General features: G+C 62.9%; 17 protein-coding genes. 8 read left to right on the top strand and 9 right to left on the bottom strand.

Features of this window, described 5'->3' with window-relative positions; genetic code table 11:
* Positions 1–135: 135 nt before the first annotated feature.
* The gene (locus QTJ18_RS10190; protein WP_252751528.1) at positions 136–2,202 is read left to right on the top strand and encodes a prolyl oligopeptidase family serine peptidase; all 2,067 of its coding nucleotides are present in this window, start codon (positions 136–138) and stop codon (positions 2,200–2,202) included.
* 66 nt (positions 2,203–2,268) lie between these two features.
* Here the strand turns inward: QTJ18_RS10190 and QTJ18_RS10185 are convergent, their stop codons facing one another.
* The 3 genes from QTJ18_RS10185 to QTJ18_RS10175 all read right to left on the bottom strand — a co-directional run bounded on the left by QTJ18_RS10185 (position 2,269) and on the right by QTJ18_RS10175 (position 4,999).
* Positions 2,269–2,874 carry a nitroreductase family protein gene (locus QTJ18_RS10185; protein ID WP_252751529.1) on the bottom strand — a complete coding sequence of 202 codons (606 nt, stop codon included), beginning with the start codon at positions 2,872–2,874 and terminating at the stop codon, positions 2,269–2,271.
* 176 nt (positions 2,875–3,050) lie between these two features.
* Positions 3,051–3,500: a DNA polymerase III subunit chi gene (locus QTJ18_RS10180; protein WP_252751530.1), complete on the bottom strand. Its 450-nt coding sequence runs from the start codon at positions 3,498–3,500 to the stop codon at positions 3,051–3,053.
* 8 nt (positions 3,501–3,508) lie between these two features.
* Positions 3,509–4,999, bottom strand: coding sequence for a leucyl aminopeptidase (locus QTJ18_RS10175; protein ID WP_252751531.1), 1,491 nt, complete (start codon positions 4,997–4,999; stop codon positions 3,509–3,511).
* Positions 5,000–5,614: 615 nt separating this feature from the next.
* On the opposite strand from QTJ18_RS10175, the gene QTJ18_RS10170 reads away from it, so the two are divergent.
* From QTJ18_RS10170 to rsmA, 7 genes are all read left to right on the top strand, one after another.
* A complete protein-coding gene (locus QTJ18_RS10170; protein ID WP_252751532.1) occupies positions 5,615–6,409 on the top strand; it encodes a phosphatase PAP2 family protein in 795 nt (264 codons plus the stop codon).
* A gap of 113 nt (positions 6,410–6,522) precedes the next feature.
* Positions 6,523–7,704: an LPS export ABC transporter permease LptF gene (gene lptF, locus QTJ18_RS10165; protein ID WP_252751533.1), complete on the top strand. Its 1,182-nt coding sequence runs from the start codon at positions 6,523–6,525 to the stop codon at positions 7,702–7,704.
* Positions 7,701–8,789 (top strand): LPS export ABC transporter permease LptG, encoded by a 1,089-nt coding sequence (gene lptG, locus QTJ18_RS10160; RefSeq protein WP_252751534.1) that lies wholly within the window; start codon positions 7,701–7,703, stop codon positions 8,787–8,789. The genes lptF and lptG overlap by 4 nt, the downstream gene beginning before the upstream one ends.
* On the top strand, positions 8,789–11,116 hold the full coding sequence (locus tag QTJ18_RS10155; protein WP_252751535.1) for an LPS-assembly protein LptD: 2,328 nt from the start codon (positions 8,789–8,791) through the stop codon (positions 11,114–11,116). The genes lptG and QTJ18_RS10155 overlap by 1 nt, the downstream gene beginning before the upstream one ends.
* 109 nt (positions 11,117–11,225) lie before the next feature.
* Positions 11,226–12,167, top strand: a complete 942-nt coding sequence (locus QTJ18_RS10150) for a SurA N-terminal domain-containing protein (RefSeq protein ID WP_252751536.1) — start codon at positions 11,226–11,228, stop codon at positions 12,165–12,167.
* The gene (gene pdxA, locus QTJ18_RS10145) at positions 12,164–13,195 is read left to right on the top strand and encodes a 4-hydroxythreonine-4-phosphate dehydrogenase PdxA (RefSeq protein ID WP_252751537.1); all 1,032 of its coding nucleotides are present in this window, start codon (positions 12,164–12,166) and stop codon (positions 13,193–13,195) included. The genes QTJ18_RS10150 and pdxA overlap by 4 nt, the downstream gene beginning before the upstream one ends.
* A complete protein-coding gene (gene rsmA / locus QTJ18_RS10140) occupies positions 13,195–14,022 on the top strand; it encodes a 16S rRNA (adenine(1518)-N(6)/adenine(1519)-N(6))-dimethyltransferase RsmA (protein WP_252751538.1) in 828 nt (275 codons plus the stop codon). The genes pdxA and rsmA overlap by 1 nt, the downstream gene beginning before the upstream one ends.
* Before the next feature lie 21 nt (positions 14,023–14,043).
* Here the strand turns inward: rsmA and gmk are convergent, their stop codons facing one another.
* The 6 genes from gmk to fabG all read right to left on the bottom strand — a co-directional run bounded on the left by gmk (position 14,044) and on the right by fabG (position 19,644).
* Positions 14,044–14,712, bottom strand: coding sequence for a guanylate kinase (gmk, locus tag QTJ18_RS10135; RefSeq protein ID WP_252751539.1), 669 nt, complete (start codon positions 14,710–14,712; stop codon positions 14,044–14,046).
* 4 nt (positions 14,713–14,716) lie between these two features.
* Positions 14,717–15,604 (bottom strand): YicC/YloC family endoribonuclease, encoded by an 888-nt coding sequence (locus tag QTJ18_RS10130; protein WP_252751540.1) that lies wholly within the window; start codon positions 15,602–15,604, stop codon positions 14,717–14,719.
* A 55-nt stretch (positions 15,605–15,659) separates the two neighbouring features.
* Positions 15,660–16,877 (bottom strand): endolytic transglycosylase MltG, encoded by a 1,218-nt coding sequence (mltG, locus tag QTJ18_RS10125; protein WP_252751541.1) that lies wholly within the window; start codon positions 16,875–16,877, stop codon positions 15,660–15,662.
* A 111-nt stretch (positions 16,878–16,988) separates the two neighbouring features.
* A complete protein-coding gene (gene fabF, locus QTJ18_RS10120) occupies positions 16,989–18,251 on the bottom strand; it encodes a beta-ketoacyl-ACP synthase II (RefSeq protein WP_252751542.1) in 1,263 nt (420 codons plus the stop codon).
* Positions 18,252–18,379: 128 nt separating this feature from the next.
* On the bottom strand, positions 18,380–18,616 hold the full coding sequence (locus QTJ18_RS10115) for an acyl carrier protein (RefSeq protein WP_003547058.1): 237 nt from the start codon (positions 18,614–18,616) through the stop codon (positions 18,380–18,382).
* A 290-nt stretch (positions 18,617–18,906) separates the two neighbouring features.
* The gene (gene fabG / locus QTJ18_RS10110; RefSeq protein WP_252751543.1) at positions 18,907–19,644 is read right to left on the bottom strand and encodes a 3-oxoacyl-[acyl-carrier-protein] reductase; all 738 of its coding nucleotides are present in this window, start codon (positions 19,642–19,644) and stop codon (positions 18,907–18,909) included.
* Between the last annotated feature and the right edge of the window lie 12 nt (positions 19,645–19,656).

The following is a 19,656-nucleotide window of genomic DNA, read 5'->3' as shown; positions in this document are numbered from 1 at the left end:
AACAGGTGGCTCGCTCACCAGGCGCGAAACTTTCGCCACATCGATTCGGTATGGAACCGTTTCTACCCATCTCGACCGGCTCTCACGGGAAGCCACCCACCATCTCAGGCCTATCACACACAAAGGAGTTGCGGCATGGATCTCTTTCTCGAAAAGGACGACGATCCGCAAACCCTGGCCTTTGTGGCGGCCCGCAATGCCGAAGCGCAGAAGGCGCTCGCTTCCGCGGCGATGGATGCCGATGCCGCAGCGATCCAGGCGATGATGGAGCGGCAGGACAGGCTGATCATTCCCGCCAGGCGCGGCAAATGGCTTTTCGATTTCAACCGTTCCGTCGAACATCCGCTGGGCGTCCTGCGAAGGCTTCCGGCAGACCAGCAGCCCCGCGCTGATGGCGCCTGGGAGACGGTCTTCGATGTCGATCAATTCTGCAAGGAAGACGGCCGGCGCTGGATCTTCAGCGGCTGCGTCACCTGCCCTTTCGAGCCGACGCGGGTGCTTTTGCGCCTGTCCGACGGCGGGTCGGACCTGACGCGCTTCCTGGAATTCGATCTGGAGGCGAAGGCGCGTGTCGAGCAGGGGTTCGACACGCCGGCCGTGCGGGCCCATGCCGCCTGGCTCAACCCCGACGAGATCGCCTATTTCGGCTCGATCGACTCCGCCTCCGCCACCCAGTCCGGCTGGCCGCGGGTCGGCCGGCGGCTGCGACGCGGTGAGGATCCGGCCAATGCGGAGATCCTGTTCGAGGCGGCACCGACCGACGTCACCGGCTATGGTTTCATCATCGATCCGAAGCTGGGGGGCTATCAGCATGCCGATCCACGCCAGCTGCGGGTCTTCGTTGCCGTCCACGCCATCGGCCAGATGAGCGTTTACGTGGAGACTGGAGTGGGCAAAGCGCGGCGCCTGCCGCTGCCGACGACGATCGGTTTCGACCTCAATCACAGCCATTGCCTGTGGCTCGCCAAGGATGACGAGGAGGTGCCGGGCGGCAGCCTCGTCCTGCAGGCCTTGACGCCGATGGCGGAGGAGGCGCTCGCGCCCGCCCGTCGGATCCTCGTTGCTCAAGAGCCCGGGCGGGCCGTCAATCACTTCGCGCTGATGCGCAACTGGGCGGTCTATACGGTCAATGATCGCCTCGCACCGTCCCTCTATGTGCTCGACCTGACACGCGAGGATGCCCAGCCGCAGCGCATCGATCTGCCGGCGGGGGTGGAGGCGATTTCCTTCAGCCCGCTGCATGCCGATCTGCATCTCGGCGACGACACGCTGACCGTGATCGGCTACGGCTTCCTGGTGCCGCCCACCCGCTACAGGCTTGCACTCTCGAACGACGAGGGCCTCCCGGTGCGCACAGTGCCGAAACTCGTGCCGGAGGAGACCTCGCCAGCCTATTTCGACGCCGAGGGCATGACCTCCGAACTGCTGGAAGCGACGTCGGAGGACGGAACCAAGGTCCCCTATCACCTGGTTGTGCCGAAGCATTGGACGAAGGGCGAACTGCCCGTGCTGATCTATGGCTATGGCGGCTTTTCCGCCTCTCTCGGACCGCAATATTCGGGCACGACCGGCCGCCTGCTCGAACAGGGCTGCGCCTATGTGCAGGCCTATATCCGCGGCGGCTCCGAGCTTGGGCCGCAATGGCATACGCCCGTCAAGCGCCATGGCCGTCACAAGGCCTATGAGGATTTCGTGGCGATCGCACGCGATCTGGTAAAGCGCGGCTATTCCAGGCCCTCCCGGATTGCCTGCACCGGCGCCAGCAATGGCGGCCTGCTGACCGGGGTCATGCTGACGCGCTATCCGGAGGATTTCGGGGCCGTCTGGTGCCGCGTTCCGGTCGCAGACATGCTGCGCTTCCACCTCTTTCCGGCCGGCAAGGCCTGGATGGACGAATATGGCGATCCGGAACATGCGGCCGATCGCGACTACCTGCTGACCTATTCGCCGCTCCACAATGTGGCACCGGCCGCGGACAGAGCCTATCCGCCGCATTATATCGAAAGCTCGAGCAATGACGATCGCGTGCATCCCTCCCATGCGCGGCGTCTGGCCAAGGCGCTGGAGGATGCCGGCCACCGGCCGCTTTTCCACGAGCACGGATCGGGCGGCCATGGCGGCGCCGGCAGTTCGGCGGAAATGGCACGCCGCACGGCCATGGGCTACAGCTTCCTGCGCAAGACGATCCTGAAGCCGGATTGATGGAGCCCGGCCTGGGCGCGGGGCTCCGTCGGATCAGGGCCTCATTCGAGGGTATTTGAGCCTGGTTCAGGCCTTGAACGCGCCATGGACGGCAAGTTCGTCCAGCGGGCGGCGGGAATTGGGGATTTCCCGCGCCTGCAGCCCTTCCGGCAGCTCGGCGGTTTCGCCGTGCCTGCCGATCGCCACGACGGCATGCAGGTCGTGATCGTCGGGAAGCGCCACCGCTTCAGCCATGGCCGCCTTGTCGAAACCACCCATGGCGTGGGAAATATAGCCCGCCAGATGCGCCTGCAGCGCCATATAGCCCCAGGCGGTGCCGGCATCGAAGGCGTGGGTGGGATTAGGCTTGGCCTCGCTCTGGCCCGGCGGCGTCGTGGTTCTGGCGGAGGCGACGACGACGAGCGCCGAGGCTTTCGATGCCCAGCTTTGATTAAAGGGAACGAGGGCCGCCACCAGCCTGTCGAAGGCCTCGTCCCCGCGCAGCGCATAGACGAAACGCCAGGGCTGCGCATTCGAGGCCGAGGGCGCCCAGCGCGCCGCTTCCAGTATCCGGTTCAGCTCCTCCTGCGTCATGCTGGCACCACTGAAGGCGCGGGGCGACCAGCGCTCCAGAAACATCTCCGAAATGGAGTGATCGGCCTTGCGGGTCGAGACGGGGCTGTTGACAGTCATGGATTGAAAACTCCTGTTCAGAAAATCTTTCGGTGAAAATCATAGGGCCGATGGTGCGCCGCACACAAGCAGCATGAGAGCAATGATCCGACGCGCCGGCGTGCCGAGCAACGCGCCTTCAAACCAAACGATTTTCTCTCATACCACGCGCCAAAGCCTGATTGTTTTGACCCTGGTCAGGCCTTCTTCTCCCAGCGCCTGTCCGGCGTCTGTTGCCAATAGGTCAATTGGTGCCCCTCCCCCTTCAGCCGCCTCCACTGGCTGCGCGCCGCCTCCACCTGGATTGTATCGAAACCATCGAACATGAACACCACCCGCTCGTAAGGCGACAGATCCGGCGGCTCCGCCCCATCGACGATGAAGCGAACGGTAGCGCCGTTCACGTTATCGCCGGACACGGTCACCAGAACCGGCTGCTGCTCGGGAAAATCCGACAGGTCGGTGCCATGCGGCAGAAAGCTGTCTTCGCGAAAGGTCCAGAGATGCTGGTCGAGCACCTGGCGACGCTCGTCGTCCACCGTCTGCAGCGCAACGCGCCAACCGCGATCGACGCTCTTCTCGAGGAGGGCGGGCAGCGCCTCCTCGAGCTTCGATTCGGTCAGGTGGTAGAACAGCACCTCTGTCATGGCTCGGCTCAGGCCTCGTAGCGGTTGCGGACGAGCTGATCGAGAAGCCGGACGCCGTACCCCGAGGCCCAGCTCTGGCTGATTTCCGTGGCCGGCGAATTCATCGCGGTGCCGGCAACATCGAGATGGGCCCAGGGCGTTTCCCCGACGAAGCGCTTGAGGAATTGCGCGGCGGTGATGGCGCCGGCATTGCGGCCGCCGCTGTTCTTCATGTCGGCGAAGCGCGAGTCGATGATCTTGTCGTAATCCTTGCTGAGCGGCATGCGCCAGAGCCGCTCGCCGGTCTCCTTGCCCGCCTTCAGGAGATCGTCGGCGAGATCGTCGTCATTGCTGAACAGGCCGGCATGCTGCGTGCCGAGCGCGACCATGATCGCCCCGGTCAGGGTGGCGAGGTTGATCATGATCTGCGGCTTGAACCGCTCCTTGCAGTACCAGAGCGCATCCGCCAGGACCAGGCGCCCTTCGGCATCGGTATTGATGATCTCGATCGTCTGGCCCGACATAGAGGTGACGATATCGCCGGGGCGCTGGGCATTGCCATCCGGCATGTTTTCCACCAGCCCGAGAATGCCGACGGCATTCACCCTCGCCTTGCGGGCCGAAAGCGTGTGCATGAGGCCGATCACCGCGGCGGCGCCGCCCATGTCGCCCTTCATGTCTTCCATGCTGGCGGCCGGCTTGATCGAAATGCCGCCGGTATCGAAGACCACGCCCTTGCCGATGAACGCCACCGGCGTCTCGCCGGATTTGCCGCCATTCCACTCTATGACGGCAAGGCGCGGCGGACGGGCCGAGCCCTGCGCCACGCCGAGCAGCGCATTCATGCCAAGCTCGCCCATCTCCGTTTCCGTCAGGATCTCGACGGTTGCACCCAAAGCTTCGAGATCCTTGGCATGGGCGGCAAATTCCACCGGACCCAGGACATTAGGCGGCAGATTGACGAGCTCGCGCGCCAGGTTGACGCCGCCGGCCACGGCCTGCGCCGTGGAAAAGGCGGCCGCGGCCTTCTTGTGCGCCTCGGTGACGATGGTGACCGAGACCTCTTCGGCCGGCTTGTCCTCGTCATCCTTCTTCTTGGTCTTGAAACTGTCGAAGACATAGGCCTGCAGGATCATGCCGAGCGCGAGATCCGCCGCCTTTTCGCCATCAATGTCCAGGCCCTCTGCATCGAGAAAGACCGTCACGGCGCGGGCGCGCTTGACCATCGAAGCCGCCTTGCCGCCCAGGCGCAGCCAGTCATACGCGCTCAGCTTGCCGGGCTTTCCGACGCCGAGAACCACAAGGCGGTCGAAGGAGGACTGTTGTGGCGCAAGAATATCGAGCACCGTCATCTGTTTGCCAGAAAAACCTGCGATCTCCGCTGCGCGGCTGACGACGGAGCCGGGATCGGCGATCTGTGCTGCGGCCGGAACGGCGGCTCCCTTCGGCTGCAGGAGAATGGCCAGACCGGCTTTCTCGGCTACGGAAGAGGCAAAGGTGATATTGAATTTCGTGGACATTTCGTCTCCGGATGAAAAATTTGCAGGACGATCGGACAGATCTGGGACATTTCGCCGTCAAAGACAATATGGCCGCGGACAAAGACCAGCGTGCATCCGCCGGGGAACCCGGCCAGTCGGCGGCTTCGGTCAGCCGCCTCGCTGGCCGAGACAAAGGGATCGTTTCAGGAGCACGACCGCCGCAAGGCCTAGACCTCTTCCATGGTCCAAGACAAGGCCTTGCGATGCGAAAGCGAGGATTAAACCTGGCCGTCTGCCGATCCCTTTTCCAGGCTTTTGCTTGACAGGACGGGGCGATTTTCAGGAGAAGCTTGCCAGTGACGGGAAATTGTCATTTCATGCTCTTTGCAGCATTTCGGCAGCTTCGGCTGGCGAAACGGCCATTCCACCTGAGGATAGAGGACAATCAGTGGATCCGAGAGGAGGACATCATCAGGCGCCTGCCGTCTTTGCCGCTTCAGGCAGGCCCGGCGCTCGTGCGGCCTGTGACGATTTGCAAGGGCCCGGTGCCGCGGATGGCGGCTCAGGCGCGCCCTGCCCTATCGTCGTCCCCGCCGTCGTCTCCGTTGTCGTCCCCATTGTCTTTTCGCCGATGATGAAAGAGGCATAGCTGCTTTGGCCTACATCTTCCAGACAACCCGTTCCTTCTCCCAGAGACGCCTGCGCGCGCTGTTCAGAAAGCCGCAGGCCTGGCTTGTGACGCTGACGGCCGCCTGGTTCATCATTCTGGCCTTCTTCTTCTTCAATCCGCAATTCGACATCCTGGTGGCGCGCGCCTTCTTCCAGCAGGCAGCCTGTGCCGCCGATTCCCCGACCGCGAAGATCTGCGGATTGTTTCCCTATGCCGGCGACAGCGAACTGATCCTCTTGCGCAAGATCCTCTTCTATTCCCCGGGATTCATTGCCATCCTGATCCTCATCGGGCTCGTGAAAAATCTCCAGCATCACGGCGCGACCTATGATGCGGAGAAGACGAGGCGCTATTCGATCGCGCTGATCTCCTTCGCGCTTGGCCCCTATGTCCTGGTGAACCTTATCCTTAAGACCATTTCGGGCCGGCCGCGGCCTTACGAGACGGACCTCTTCGGCGGCGTCTCGCCATTCACGGCTGCCGGCACGCTGGACGGAAGCTGCCTGAAGAACTGTTCCTTCATTTCCGGAGAGGCGGCCGGCGCCGGCTGGATCGCCTGCCTGATCGTGCTTTTGCCGATGCGCTGGCGCCTCATCGTCGCTCCGCCGATCATCGGCTTCTGCCTTTTGTCGCCGACCCTCAGAGTGGCCTTTGGCGGGCACTATATCTCCGATGTGCTGCTCGGCTTTCTGTCGTCCTGCGTCGTCTATGCCGCCGTCGCCTGTTATTTTCAAATGACACAGTCGGTGAAAAAACGTGTGTCGAAAACGGCTTTGTGACAGCCTCGATATCGCCATTGCCTCACAAAATGCGTAAGAGCCGAATACGGCCGTGGTCCTGACGGGGCGACGCTCCCGACGCCATATTGAGACGGTTGGCCGAACGGACCAGGATGAAGATACTCGAAGCTTACATATTTCGGCGCGCCTTCCAGATGTTCCTGGTCACACTGCTTCCGGTGTTGACGATCATCTGGACGATCCAGGTGCTCGGCCGCATCAACCTGGTGACCGATACGGGCCAGTCGATCGGCTCGTTCGCCACGCTCGCCACCTTCATCCTGCCGACCATTATCCCGGTCGTCCTGCCTTTTGCCGTGGTCATCGGCGTCACCCAGACGCTGAACGCCATGAACAATGATTCCGAGCTTGCGGTCATCGATGCGGCCGGGGCCTCGCGCCTGACCATCTACCGGCCGATGCTGCTCCTGGCGGTCCTGATGGCCGCCTTCTCCTTCCTCGTGACCAATTTCGTCGAGCCCGCGTCGCGCGTGAAGGCCAGGGAGATGGTGGCCGAGGCCTATGCCGACCTGCTCTCCTCGGTCATCGAGGAAAAGACCTTCCGCAGTGTCGAAGACGGTCTCTATGTGCAGATTTCCGAGCGCCATTCCGGTCGCATTCTCACCGGCATCTTCCTCGTCGATTATCGCGATCCCAACTGGGACCTGATCTATTACGCCCGGGAGGGCTCGATTGCCGAAGACGGCAAGACCCTGACGATGCGCGATGGCGAGGTGCACCGCAAATCTCCGGACGGGCGCATCTCGATCGTCAAGTTCCTCTCCTATGCCTTCGATCTCTCGTCGATGACGGAATCGACCGGCGAGGCACCGGTCTATTCGAGCGATCGCAGCCTGGCCTTCCTGCTCAATCCGGACCCGACTGACAAGACCTTCCTCTTCTCGCCCGGCAGTTTCCGCTCGGAACTGCATCGCCGCCTGTCGGACTGGATGCTGCCCATCGTCTTCACGCTGATTTCGCTGGTGATCATCGGCGGCGCGCGATCGAGCCGGCGGGCGCGGCTGCATCCCATGGTCGCGGCGCTCGCCCTGTCCTTCGCCCTGAAGTGGCTGACCTTCTACATTACCAATATGAGCAAGAACAGCGTCAGCGCCGTGCCGCTGATCTATGCCGTGCCGGTGGGCGTGGCGCTGCTGGCGATCGTGATGCTGGCGACGAACAGGCAGCTTACCCTGCCGCGCGTCGTCTCGGGCGTCACCGCAACCTGGCTAGAACGTGCCAAGGCCCGGCTTCTGCGCGCCCCCGGCGCCGCAGGAAAGGGAGGCGGCGCATGATTCCCCAGACCCTCAGCCGCTATTTCTTCAAGCGCTACATGCTGACCGCCCTGTGGTTCTTCATCGGCGTCTGCGGCATCATCTTTCTCGCCGATTTCAGCGAGACGAGCCGCCGCATGTCCAATTTCGTCGGCTATACGGTGACCGGCGGCCTGCTGATGAGCCTGCTGCGCCTGCCTCTGATCTTCCAGCAGACGGTGCCGACGCTGACGCTGTTCATCGGCATGACGACGCTGATCGCGCTGAACCGCCGGTCGGAACTGGTCGTCACGCGGGCGGCGGGCCTGTCGGTCTGGCAATTCATCATGCCCTTCGTCTTCGGCGCCTTCCTGATCGGCGTCTTTGCCTCCTTCGTCGTCAATCCGCTGGGTGCCTGGGGACAGACGGTCGCCTCCAATATGGAGACAGACTGGCGCAAGGCCAGCAACGCAACCAAGCCCTCCAATTTCCTGCCCTGGATTCGGCAGATCAGCGGCGAGAACGATACGATCATCGGCGCCAAGAACTTCGAAGAGGGAGGGCGCGAGCTGTTCAACGTGGTGCTTTTCCACTTCAACGAGAACGGCCGCATCACGCTGAGACAGGACGCGGCATCGGCGACCTTGGAAGATGGTTACTGGGATCTTAAGGACGTTCTGGAAACGCGCGCCGATGCGCCGCCGGCGCGAAAGCCCGCCGCCGAGGTGCCGACAAATGTCCGGCCGGAATTCCTGCAGGAGTCGATCACCCGGCCGGAAAGCGTTGCTTTTTTTAGCATTTTAAGAAAAATCGAAGCAGCTCGAACTTTCGGCATCTCCACCAAGGCGCTCGAGACGCAATTCCACTCGCTTCTGTCATTGCCATTGCTTCTGGTGGCCATGACTCTCATCGCTGCCACGGTGTCCCTCAGATTCAGTCGGATGGCTCAGTCCCGTTCGGTGATTCTGGGTGGAATCGTGAGCGGCTTCGTGCTTTATGTCGTGACAGTGCTTGTGAAAGCATTTGGGAGCAGCGGGGTGGTCCCACCCATTGTGGCGGTCTGGATTCCAGTCGTCGTCGCAATGGCACTCGGGGCAACTATTCTGCTTCATCAGGAGGATGGCTAGTGGCGGTAAGTGACCGCGGGAATATCAGACGGCTTTTTGCGGCCTTGCTGACCAGCACGGCTGTCAGCTTGGGCGTCGTCTACCCGTCAACGGTTCTGGCACAGGGCACGCCCCTTTCGCCGGAAGTCGCGGATGGAGCAAAGATGCTCCTGCGTGCGAATGAACTCGTTTATAACCAGGACACCGAACGCGTCACGGCGCTGGGCGGTGTCCAGATGTATTACAATCGTCACCGCATGGTGGCGCAGCGCGTCGAATACGATCAGAAGACCGGCCGTGTCATGGCGACCGGCAATATCGAACTCGTTGAGCCGGACGGAAACCGGATCTATGCCGATTCGCTGGATGTGACGGACGACTTCTCCCAGGGCTTCGTCAATTCGCTGCGGGTCGAGACCACCGACAATACGCGCCTTGCGGCCGAAAGCGCCGAGCAGCTCTCGCAAGACGAAATGGTGCTGAACAATGGCGTCTACACCGCCTGCCTTCCCTGCGCCCAGCAGCCCGACAAGGCGCCGCTATGGCAGGTCAAGGCGCAGCGGGTGATCCGTGACGGCAAGAATCACACGATCCGGCTCGAGCATGCGCAGTTCGAACTGTTCGGCCTGCCGATCGGCTACCTGCCCTTCGTGACGGTGCCGGACGAGACGGTCGAACGCAAATCGGGCTTCCTGTTTCCGCGCATGACGCTGACGGACAAGCTCGGCTTCGGCCTGACCGTGCCCTATTACCATGTCTTCTCGCCAAGCATGGATGCAACGATCAGCCCGACCTTCTACACCCGTCAGGGCCTGTTGCTGGCGGGCGAGATCCGCAACCGTTTCGAATCGGGCGAGCATCGCCTGCGTGCCGCCGGCATCGTCCAGAGAGATCCCGGCGCCTTCGACAACTGGACCAGCGATGCGCATGCCGATCAGCGGGCGATGATCGCCTCCAAGGGCCGCTTCGAGATCAATCCCCGCTGGACCTTCGGCTGGGACGTCATGGTGCAGTCGGACAACAATTTCTCCAAGACCTACAGGCTGCCCGGCTATTCCGAGACGCCCTTCACCAACGACATCTACCTGACCGGAATCGGCCAGCGAAACTATTTCGACCTGCACAACTACTATTTCAACGTGCAGGACCAGAGCTATGACCGGCTTCCGGAACGGCAGCAGGCGGTCGTCTACCCGTCGCTGGACTACACCTATTACGCCCCGGAATCGGTGGCGGGCGGCGAGCTGAAGATCACCACCAACTTCACCAATCTGTCGCGCCGCGAAGACGATTTCTACGACTGGTCGGGCTCCAAGCGCTTCCGCGGCCTGGAAGGCAGCTATACCCGCTTCACCACAGAAGCCGAATGGGAGCGCACCTTCACCACCGATCAGGGCCTGTTGCTGACGCCGATCCTGGCGGCCCGCGGCGATGCCCTGCGCACGACCGGCTCCTCGGCACCGAGCTTTGACGGATATCGCTATGCCGGCGATTTCGAGGGCTCCGGCGGCAATACGCGCTACATGCTGACCGCCGGACTGGAAGCGCGCTATCCGCTTCTGCTGACGACCCCAAATTCCAGCCATGTGATCGAGCCGATCGCGCAGATCTTCGCGCGGCCCGACGAGCAGATGGCGGGCGGTCTGCCCAATGAGGATGCGCAGAGCTTCGTCTTCGACGCGACGTCGCTTTTCGATCGCGACAAGTTCTCCGGTTTCGACCGGATCGAAGGCGGCACGCGTGCCAATGTCGGCATCCGCTATACCGGGTCCTTCGACAATGGCTTCGGCGTTCGCGGCCTGTTCGGCCAATCCTATCACCTGGCCGGGCTGAACTCCTTCGCATCGCCGGATCTCGTCAATGTCGGCGCCGATTCCGGGCTTGAGACCGATGTCTCGGATTTCGTCACCATGGCCGCGATCGATCTGCCGCAGGGCTACAGCGTGCAGGCGCATGGCCGCTTCGACGAGAAGACGCTCGGCCTGCAGCGCGCCGATGCCTCGTTCCACTACAACCTGCCGCGCGTCAGCGGCTCGCTCGTTTACACCAATGTCCAGGCACAGCCCGAGTACGGTCTGGCCGAAAAGGCGGAATTCCTGAAATCGAGCTCCGCCGTCAGGATCAACGAGAACTGGTCCGTGGCCGGCTCGGCGACCTGGGACATCAACAAGGAAACGGTGATCCGCCGCGGCATCGGCGTGACCTATGCCGACGAGTGCACCATCTTCACCGTGGCCTATTCGGACAAGCCGGCCAATACGGATCCGAACGACTGGACGGTCACGGCGCGGCTGAGCTTCAGGACGCTGGGCGAGATCGCATTGGGATCGGACGACAGTACCGAGTGAGACCGCACCGGCGCGGCGAACGTCATCGTTTCGCCGCATGACGGTGCAAAGGAGCGGCCGGGCCTGTTGCGACACGCCCGGCACCAGAACGAAGTGGAAGGAACGTAAGATGTTTGCACAGGCAGCATGGCGTCGCGTGGCACTTGCCGCAACGGCACTCGCTGTTTCCTTCGCGATTGAACCGATCCACGCACCGGCATTCGCTGCCAGCGAGGTGGTTGCGGTCGTCGACAGGACGCCGATCACGAGCACCGACGTGGCGAAGCGGGTGGCCTTTCTGAAGCTCCAGCGTCGCACCGGCAATCTGCAGAAGATGGCGCGCGACGAATTGGTTGACGAAGCGCTGAAGCGTGAAGAAGTCGCCCGCGTCAGGATGTCGGTCAGCACCGAAGATGTCGACAAGTCCTTCGAGCGTTTCGCCGCCGGCAACAAGCTTTCGGCCGCCCAGATGGCGACGATCCTCAACCAGGCCGGCGTCGGCGTGGAGCATTTCAAGGCCTATATCGCCGTCCAGATGAGCTGGCCGCGCGTGGTCAATGCGCGTTTCGGAAGCGGCAGAATGTCTTCCGAGGAACTCGTCAAGCGGATGATGGAAAAGAAGGAAAAGCCGGTCACCACCGAATATTTCCTGCAGCAGGTCATCTTCGTCGTGCCGCAGGCCAAGCGCAATGCCATCCTGGCCAAGCGCAAGGCGGAGGCGGAAAAATCCCGCGCGAGCTTCCCCGGCTGCGACCAGTCCAAGCAATTCGCCAAGACCATGCTGGATGTTTCCATCCGCAATCTGGGCCGCGTGATGCAGCCGGAACTGCCGGATGACTGGAGGCCGCTGATCGAGAAGGCCGCCGCCAACGGCACGACCGGCACACGGGTGACCGAACGCGGCGTCGAATTCCTGGCGATCTGCAATCAGAGGCAGGTATCCGACGATACGGCCGCAGAGGTCGTCTTCCGCGCCGAGGATCTCGGCAAGGAGAAGAAGACGGGTGAGAACCCGAATGATGCCAAATATCTGGAGGAACTGCGCGGCAAGGCGCAGATCGTCTATCCTTGAGCGGCATTGCGCGACAGGACCAGCTTCTGGCGCTGACACAGGGGGATCCGGCCGGGATCGGTCCGGACATCGCCCTTTCCGCCTGGCTCAAGCGGCGGGAGCAGACGCTCTCGCCTTTTCTCTATCTGGGTGATCCCGACATACTGTCGCAGCGTGCGCGCATGCTCGGCCTTGAGGTTCCGCTCCGCGAGAGCGAGCCGGAAACGGCGGCCTCCCTGTTCGAGATGGCCTTGCCGGTCCTGCCCGTGCCCGTCGGCAGCGAGATCGAGGTGGGACGCGGGCATATAGCCGGCGCGCGCAGCACGATCGGCGCCATCGAGACGGCCGTGGCCCTCGCGCTCGATGGGCGGGTCGCGGCGCTTGTCACCAATCCCATCGCAAAATCGGTCCTCTACGAGGCCGGCTTCGGCTTTCCCGGCCACACCGAATTTCTCGCCGATCTCGCCGAGAAGGCGACCGGCCTGAGCACGCGCCCGGTGATGATGCTTGCCGGGCCGAAGCTGCGCGCCATCCCGGTGACGATCCATATCCCTCTGAAGGATGTGGCCGCCTCCCTCACAACGCCGCTGATCGTCGAGACCTGCCGGATCGCCGCCCATGATCTGAGATCCCGGTTCGGCCTCGATCACCCCCGCCTTGCCGTCGCAGGGCTCAATCCGCATGCCGGCGAAGACGGCACGATCGGGCAGGAAGATCTGGACGTGATCGAGCCGGCCATTGCCGAATTGCGGGCGGAGGGCATCAATGCCTTCGGTCCCCTGCCCGCCGATACCATGTTTCACGACGAAGCCCGCAGCCGCTACGATGTGGCTGTGTGCATGTATCACGACCAGGCGCTCATTCCGGCCAAGGCGCTGGGCTTCGACGATTCCGTCAATGTCACGCTCGGCCTGCCCTTCATCCGCACCTCGCCGGATCATGGCACGGCCTTCAGCCTGGCCGGAACGGGGCTGGCTCGCGATACGAGCCTCATCGCAGCGCTGAAGCTTGCTGCAGAACTGGCCGAACACGCCGGCAGGGTCGATTGATGGGAACATTGGACGGATTGCCGCCGCTTCGCGAGGTGATCGCGCAGCATGGTCTCGACGCGCGCAAGGCGCTCGGCCAGAACTTCCTCTTCGACCTCAACCTCACCCAGAAGATTGCGCGCACCGCCGGCCCTCTGGACGATGCCACCGTGTTCGAGGTCGGCCCCGGCCCTGGCGGCCTGACGCGAGCCATCCTGTCGCTCGGCGCCCGGAAAGTGATCGCCATCGAGCGGGACAGCCGGTGCCTGCCGGTGCTGGCCGAGATCGAGCGGCATTATCCCGGCCGCCTGGACGTGATCGAGGGCGATGCTCTGAAGACGGATTTCGAGGCACTGGCGCCCGAAGGGCCGGTGCGCATCATTGCCAATCTTCCCTATAATGTGGGAACGCAGCTTCTCGTCAACTGGCTGCTGCCGTCTCGCTGGCCGCCCTTCTGGCAGTCCATGACGCTGATGTTCCAGAAGGAAGTCGGCCAGAGGATCGTCGCCCGGGCGGGCGATGACCATTATGGGCGCCTCGGCGTCCTGTGCGGCTGGCGCACGCAAGCGCGCATGGCCTTCGACGTGCCGCCGCAGGCCTTTTCGCCGCCGCCCAAAGTCACCTCCACCGTCGTGCACCTGACGCCGCGGGACGCCCCGCTGGCCTGCGATGTGGCTGTTCTGGAACGGGTCACGCAGGCAGCCTTCGGCCAGCGGCGCAAGATGCTGCGCCAGAGCCTGAAGCCGGTCGGCGGCGAGGCGCTGCTGAACCGGGTCGGCATCGATCCGGCGCGTCGTGCGGAGACACTGTCGATCGAGGAATTCGTCGCCCTCGCCAATGCCGTCTGACGAAACCCTTGTCGGGGGAGATCAGGTCGGCAGGACCGGCTCTTCCTCGAGGAGATTGCGAACGAAATCGAAGAGGCCATGCCGGCGATCGCGCCGGATGCGTTCCGCATTGACGATGCAATTGACATGGCCGAAGGCCTCGTCGAGATCGTCATTGACGATGACATAGTCATATTCGCGCCAGTGCTCGATTTCGGAGCGCGAATTCATCAGCCGCGTCCGGATGACTGCCTCTGTATCTTCGGCGCGGCGGTGCAGGCGCGACTGCAACTCCGTCATGCTGGGCGGCAGAACGAAGATCGAGACGACATCCGCCTTCATCTTCTCCTGCAGCTGCCGCGCGCCCTGCCAGTCGATGTCGAACAGCATGTCGCGCCCTTCGGCCATGGCCATTTCCACCGGTTCGCGCGGCGTGCCGTAGAAATTGCCGTGCACTTCCGCCCATTCCAGCAGATCTCCGGCATCGCGCATCCGCTCGAACTGCGCCACCGAGATGAAATGATAGTGCTTGCCGGCGATCTCGCTTGGCCGCTTGGCGCGGGTGGTCACGCTGACGGAAATTTCCAGGCTGCGATCCTCATCGAGCAGGTTGCGGGCGATCGTCGATTTTCCCGCTCCAGACGGCGAGGAGAGCACCAGCATCAGTCCACGTCTGGCAATCTTGATGGAGGCAGGCGAGGCCGGCTTCATGGGGTCACTCCAAGTTCTGAACCTGTTCGCGGAACTGATCGATCACAACCTTCAGCTCCAATCCCCTTGCCGTTACCGGAGCGGCGTTCGATTTGGAACAGATTGTATTGGCTTCGCGGTTAAATTCCTGTGCAAGGAAATCCAGCCGGCGGCCGATCGGGCCGCCCTTGTCGAGCAATTCCCTGGCCGCGGCGACATGCGCCTTCAGCCGGTCGATCTCTTCGCGCAGATCCGCCTTGGTCGCCAAAAGCGCGGCCTCGGCATACAGGCGCTCGCGGTCCAGGCTCGCACCATTCTCCATCAGGAGCGCCACCTGCTGCTTCAGGCGCCGGGCGATCTCCTCCGTCGAGCGGGACGGATCCGCTTCCACTTCCTCCACCAGCCGGGCGACGGTAGCGATATGGCCGGACAGGATATCCTCGAGCGCCCGGCCCTCCGAGAGCCGCATGGCGATGAGATCGTCCAGCGCCAGGGTCAGGCCATCCAGCACGGCCGCATCCCGTTCGGCGACGGCCGCCTCCCCCTCCGCCGCTTCGCGGAAATCCACGAGGCCGCGAATGGTCAGCAGGCTGTCCAGGCGAAGGGGAGACGGATCGACGAGATCGCCGAGCTCCGTCCGCAGGGCCTTGAGCGCCGAAAGAGCCTCGCGGTTCACGACAGCCTCCATCTTTGCTTCCGTCACCGCGGTGGACAGCGTGACCTGGAGATTGCCGCGCGTCAGCCGCGCACCGACCAACCGTCGCACATCCGTCTCCAGCGCCTCGAAGCCGCCCGGCAGCCGCAGGCGCAGATCCAGGCTCTTGCCATTCACCGAACGCAGTTCCCAGACCCAGCGATGGCGTCCGACAGAGCCTTCCCGCCGGGCAAAACCGGTCATGGACTGAACGTTCATCCGCAATTCCCTTTACATGAAGAAAGGCCGCCCGAAAGGCGGCCAAGCTGAAACCTCAATTTCCCTTGGGCGGCTTCTCCGCCTCATTGCCGCCCGGAAGCCCGTCGTCGACGATCTCCGCTGTGGTGCCATCCTGCTTCGCCCGCTCGGCCTCCAGCTTGCGCCAGCGGCGTACATTGGCATTATGCTCGTCCAGCGTCGCGGCGAAGACGTGTCCGCCGGTGCCGTCCGCCACGAAATAGAGGTCGTTGGTGCGCCAGGGATTGGCCACGGCTTCAAGCGCGGCCCGGCCTGGATTGGCGATCGGGGTCGGCGGCAGGCCCTTCACCTGATAGGTGTTGTAAGGCGTCTGCTTTTCCAGATCCGACTGGTAGATCGGCCGGTCGGACGGCTTGCCCTGCCCGCCGAAGATTCCGTAGATGATGGTCGGGTCCGATTGCAGCCGCATGCCCTTGTTGAGACGGTTGATGAAGACGGAGGCGACATGGGCGCGTTCGTCGTCCTTGCCGGTCTCCTTCTCGACGATGGAAGCAAGCGTCACGAATTCCTGCTTGGTCTTGACCGGCAGGTCGGGATCGCGCCGCTCCCAGATCTGGTCGATCAGCCTCTCCTGGGCCACCCGCATCTGGCTGAGGATCTCGACGCGCTTGGTGCCGCGCGAAAACTTGTAGGTATCCGGACGCAGGCTGCCCTCCGGCGGAAGTTCGTTCGGCAGGTCGCCTTCGAGAACCGGATCGTCGGACAGCCGGGTCATCATCTGCTGGACCGTCAGACCCTCCGGCATGGAGACCGAATAGAGGATGGATTTGCCCGATTCGAGAATCGTGGCGATCTCCTTCATCGAGGCACCGGCCTTGATTTCGTATTCGCCGGCCTTCAGCGTTTCGCCGTCATCCAGATAGCTGCCCGTGATGTAGCGGAAGATGCGTGCATCCGACACAATGCCGTTGCGCTCCAGGCTCTGGGCGATCTGCGCCAGCCCCGCGCCGCTCGGCACGACGAAATGCGTATTGACCTCAAGCGGTCCCTTCGACTGATATTCCTGCATGACATAATAGAAGCCAGCGACAGCGGCCACGCAGGCAAAGACCATCATCGTCATCACGAAGTTCAGGAATATGACGAGCTGGCTGCGCGCCTTCTTGGACCGGCGCGGCGGCTCCGGAACCTTTTCCGGTTTGAGAGCCTCGTTGGGCGATTTGGGTATGAAGGGCCCGCCGCCATTGACGTCGCGGCCCGCTCCCTTGTCGCTGCTGCTGTTCGTGTCAGTCACCGGCACTCCTTCTGATCGTCAGGCACGCCCCTGTCTTACTGCGCAATGCGGCGAAAACAGGGACCGGCAGGCGGCCAGCCGGCACCTGGCCGGCTGCTTTGGCTTGCGACTTCAGCCCTGGTAGCGACGCAGCACCAGCGATGCATTCGTTCCGCCGAAACCGAAGGAATTGGACAAGGCAACATTGATGTCGCGCTTGCGCGCCACATGCGGCACAAGATCAATCTTCGTCTCGACATCCGGATTGTCGAGGTTGAGCGTCGGCGGCGCGATATTGTCACGAATGGCGAGCGTGGCAAAGATGGCTTCCACGGCACCGGCCGCACCCAGAAGATGGCCGATGGCGGATTTGGTGGACGACATCGAGATCTTCGAGGCGGCATCGCCGACCAGGCGTTCGACGGCACCGAGTTCGATCGTATCGGCCATGGTCGATGTACCATGGGCATTGATGTAATCGACATCGGCAGCCGTCAGGCCGGCGCGTTTGAGGGCGGCACTCATGCAGCGATAGGCGCCGTCGCCATCTTCGGAAGGAGCCGTGATGTGAAAGGCGTCGCCGGACAGGCCATAGCCCACCACTTCCGCATAGATCTTGGCACCGCGCGCCTTGGCATGCTCCAGCTCTTCCAGCACCACGATGCCCGCACCCTCGCCCATGACGAAGCCGTCGCGGTCGCGGTCGTAGGGACGGGACGCCTTTTGCGGCTCGTCGTTCCTCTGCGTCGACAGGGCCTTGCATGCGGCAAAACCGGCGAGCGAGATGCGGCAGATCGGCGATTCCGCACCGCCGGCGACCATCACGTCGGCATCGCCCAGCGCGATCAGCCGGCTGGCATCGCCGATGGCATGCGCGCCGGTCGAACAGGCGGTGACGACGGAATGATTGGGACCGCGCAGCTTGTGGCGGATCGAGACATGGCCGGAAACGAGATTGATCAGGCGGCCGGGAATGAAGAAGGGGGAGATGCGCCGCGGACCCTTGTCGCGCAGGGTATAGCCCGCATCGACGATCCCTTCGAGGCCACCGATGCCCGAGCCGATCAGCACGCCGGTGGCGCACTGGTCCTCGTCGCTCTGCGGATGCCAGCCGGCATCGGCAAGCGCCATATCGGCAGCGGCCATGCCATAGACGATGAAGGGATCGACCTTGCGCTGCTCCTTCGGCTCCATCCAGTCATCGGCATTGAAGGTCCCGTCGGAACCGTCGCCGAACGGAATGCGGCAGGCAATCTTGGCCGGGAGATCTTCGACTTCGAAGTCAGTGACCCGTCGCGCTGCGTTTTCGCCCGCGAGAAGCCTGGACCAGGTGATCTCCGTTCCGCAGCCGAGAGGAGATACCATTCCGGTACCGGTGATAACGACACGCCTCATGCCAGCGTCCCACCCCCCATTGTCTTAATGCGATCTCAAATGCGATCTGATCTTACTGAAACGGCCCGAACATGCCGGGCCGTCGATGGACCTGCCCCATGGGGTGGTCCGTCCAGAATGGATCGAAATCAGGCCTGGGCCTTTTCGATGAATTTCACGGCGTCGCCGACCGTCAGGATCGAATCGGCAGCGTCGTCGGGAATTTCAACGCCGAATTCCTCTTCGAAGGCCATGACGAGTTCGACGGTGTCGAGCGAGTCGGCGCCGAGGTCATCGATGAAGCTGGCGCTTTCGACGACTTTGTCGGCATCGACGCCGAGATGATCAATGACAATTTTCTTAACGCGCTCTGCGATATCGCTCATGTCGGTTTCCTCGACCTTTATCTTGACCGGATGGAGATTAAGCCATCCGAACGCTGTTGGAACCCTTTTTCCGCCCCTTCGGCCGGCATAGAGGGCAAATTCGATCACCCGAGGGAAGCTGCCGACATGGTCGCTGCCAAAATGGGCAGGCGGAAGGCCAGCCATCGGGGTGACTGTACACAGTCATGGCCCGCTTAACACGGTTTCACCGCGCCGCAAAGCCACAAAATCACTCACTAATCCGCCGCCAACAGGCAAATGTGACGGCGGATGTCGAGGGGGCGAGCCCCTCAGATCATGGCCATGCCGCCATTGACGTGCAGGGTCTGGCCCGTGACATAGCCGGCCTCTGCCGAAGCGAGGTAGACGACGGCGCTGGCAATATCGGCGCCGGCCCCCATGCGCTTCATCGGAATGGCGCCGAGGATGGCGTCCTTCTGCTTGTCGTTCAGCTTGTCGGTCATCGCGCTTTCGATGAATCCGGGCGCGATGCAGTTGACGGTCACGTTGCGGGTGGCGATCTCCTGGGCGAGCGATTTCGAAAAACCGATCATGCCCGCCTTGGAGGCGCAGTAATTGGCCTGGCCGGGATTACCGGTCACGCCGACCACCGAGGTGATGTTGATGATGCGGCCGAACCGGCGGCGCATCATCGGATGCGTCAGTTCGCGCGTCAGCCGGAAGGTCGCGGTCAGATTGACCTCGATGACACTGTCCCAATCATCGTCGCTCATGCGCACGAAGAGGCCGTCGCGGGTGATACCGGCATTGTTGACCAGGATATCGACACCGCCGAGCTCCGCCTCGGCCTTTTCACCCAGCGCCTTGACCTGCTCGCGGTCGCCGAGATTGGCCGGGAAGACATGCACACGCTCGCCGAGTTCCGCCGCCAGCGCCTCCAGCTTTTCGGCGCGCGTGCCGTGCAGGCCGACGGTCGCGCCCTGGCGATGCAGCATGCGGGCAATCTCTTCGCCGATACCGCCCGTTGCGCCGGTTACCAAGGCCTTGCGGCCGGTCAAGTCAAACATGATCTTTTCCTT

The sequence above is a fragment of the Rhizobium sp. SSA_523 genome (assembly GCF_030435705.1).
Taxonomy (GTDB): Bacteria; Pseudomonadota; Alphaproteobacteria; order Rhizobiales; family Rhizobiaceae; genus Neorhizobium.
Note: the sequence above shows the minus strand (reverse complement) of the source record. Positions and strands in the feature narration are given on the sequence as shown.

Coding starts and splice junctions, on each gene's coding strand:
- QTJ18_RS10150 (WP_252751536.1), top strand. CDS start 11,226: ATGTTTGCACAGGCAGCATGGCGTCGCGTGGCACTTGCCGCAACGGCA.
- QTJ18_RS10180 (WP_252751530.1), bottom strand. CDS start 3,500: ATGACAGAGGTGCTGTTCTACCACCTGACCGAATCGAAGCTCGAGGAG.
- QTJ18_RS10190 (WP_252751528.1), top strand. CDS start 136: ATGGATCTCTTTCTCGAAAAGGACGACGATCCGCAAACCCTGGCCTTT.
- QTJ18_RS10115 (WP_003547058.1), bottom strand. CDS start 18,616: ATGAGCGATATCGCAGAGCGCGTTAAGAAAATTGTCATTGATCATCTC.
- rsmA (WP_252751538.1), top strand. CDS start 13,195: ATGGGAACATTGGACGGATTGCCGCCGCTTCGCGAGGTGATCGCGCAG.
- QTJ18_RS10130 (WP_252751540.1), bottom strand. CDS start 15,604: ATGAACGTTCAGTCCATGACCGGTTTTGCCCGGCGGGAAGGCTCTGTC.
- fabG (WP_252751543.1), bottom strand. CDS start 19,644: ATGTTTGACTTGACCGGCCGCAAGGCCTTGGTAACCGGCGCAACGGGC.
- lptF (WP_252751533.1), top strand. CDS start 6,523: ATGAAGATACTCGAAGCTTACATATTTCGGCGCGCCTTCCAGATGTTC.
- QTJ18_RS10175 (WP_252751531.1), bottom strand. CDS start 4,999: ATGTCCACGAAATTCAATATCACCTTTGCCTCTTCCGTAGCCGAGAAA.
- lptG (WP_252751534.1), top strand. CDS start 7,701: ATGATTCCCCAGACCCTCAGCCGCTATTTCTTCAAGCGCTACATGCTG.
- fabF (WP_252751542.1), bottom strand. CDS start 18,251: ATGAGGCGTGTCGTTATCACCGGTACCGGAATGGTATCTCCTCTCGGC.
- QTJ18_RS10185 (WP_252751529.1), bottom strand. CDS start 2,874: ATGACTGTCAACAGCCCCGTCTCGACCCGCAAGGCCGATCACTCCATT.
- gmk (WP_252751539.1), bottom strand. CDS start 14,712: ATGAAGCCGGCCTCGCCTGCCTCCATCAAGATTGCCAGACGTGGACTG.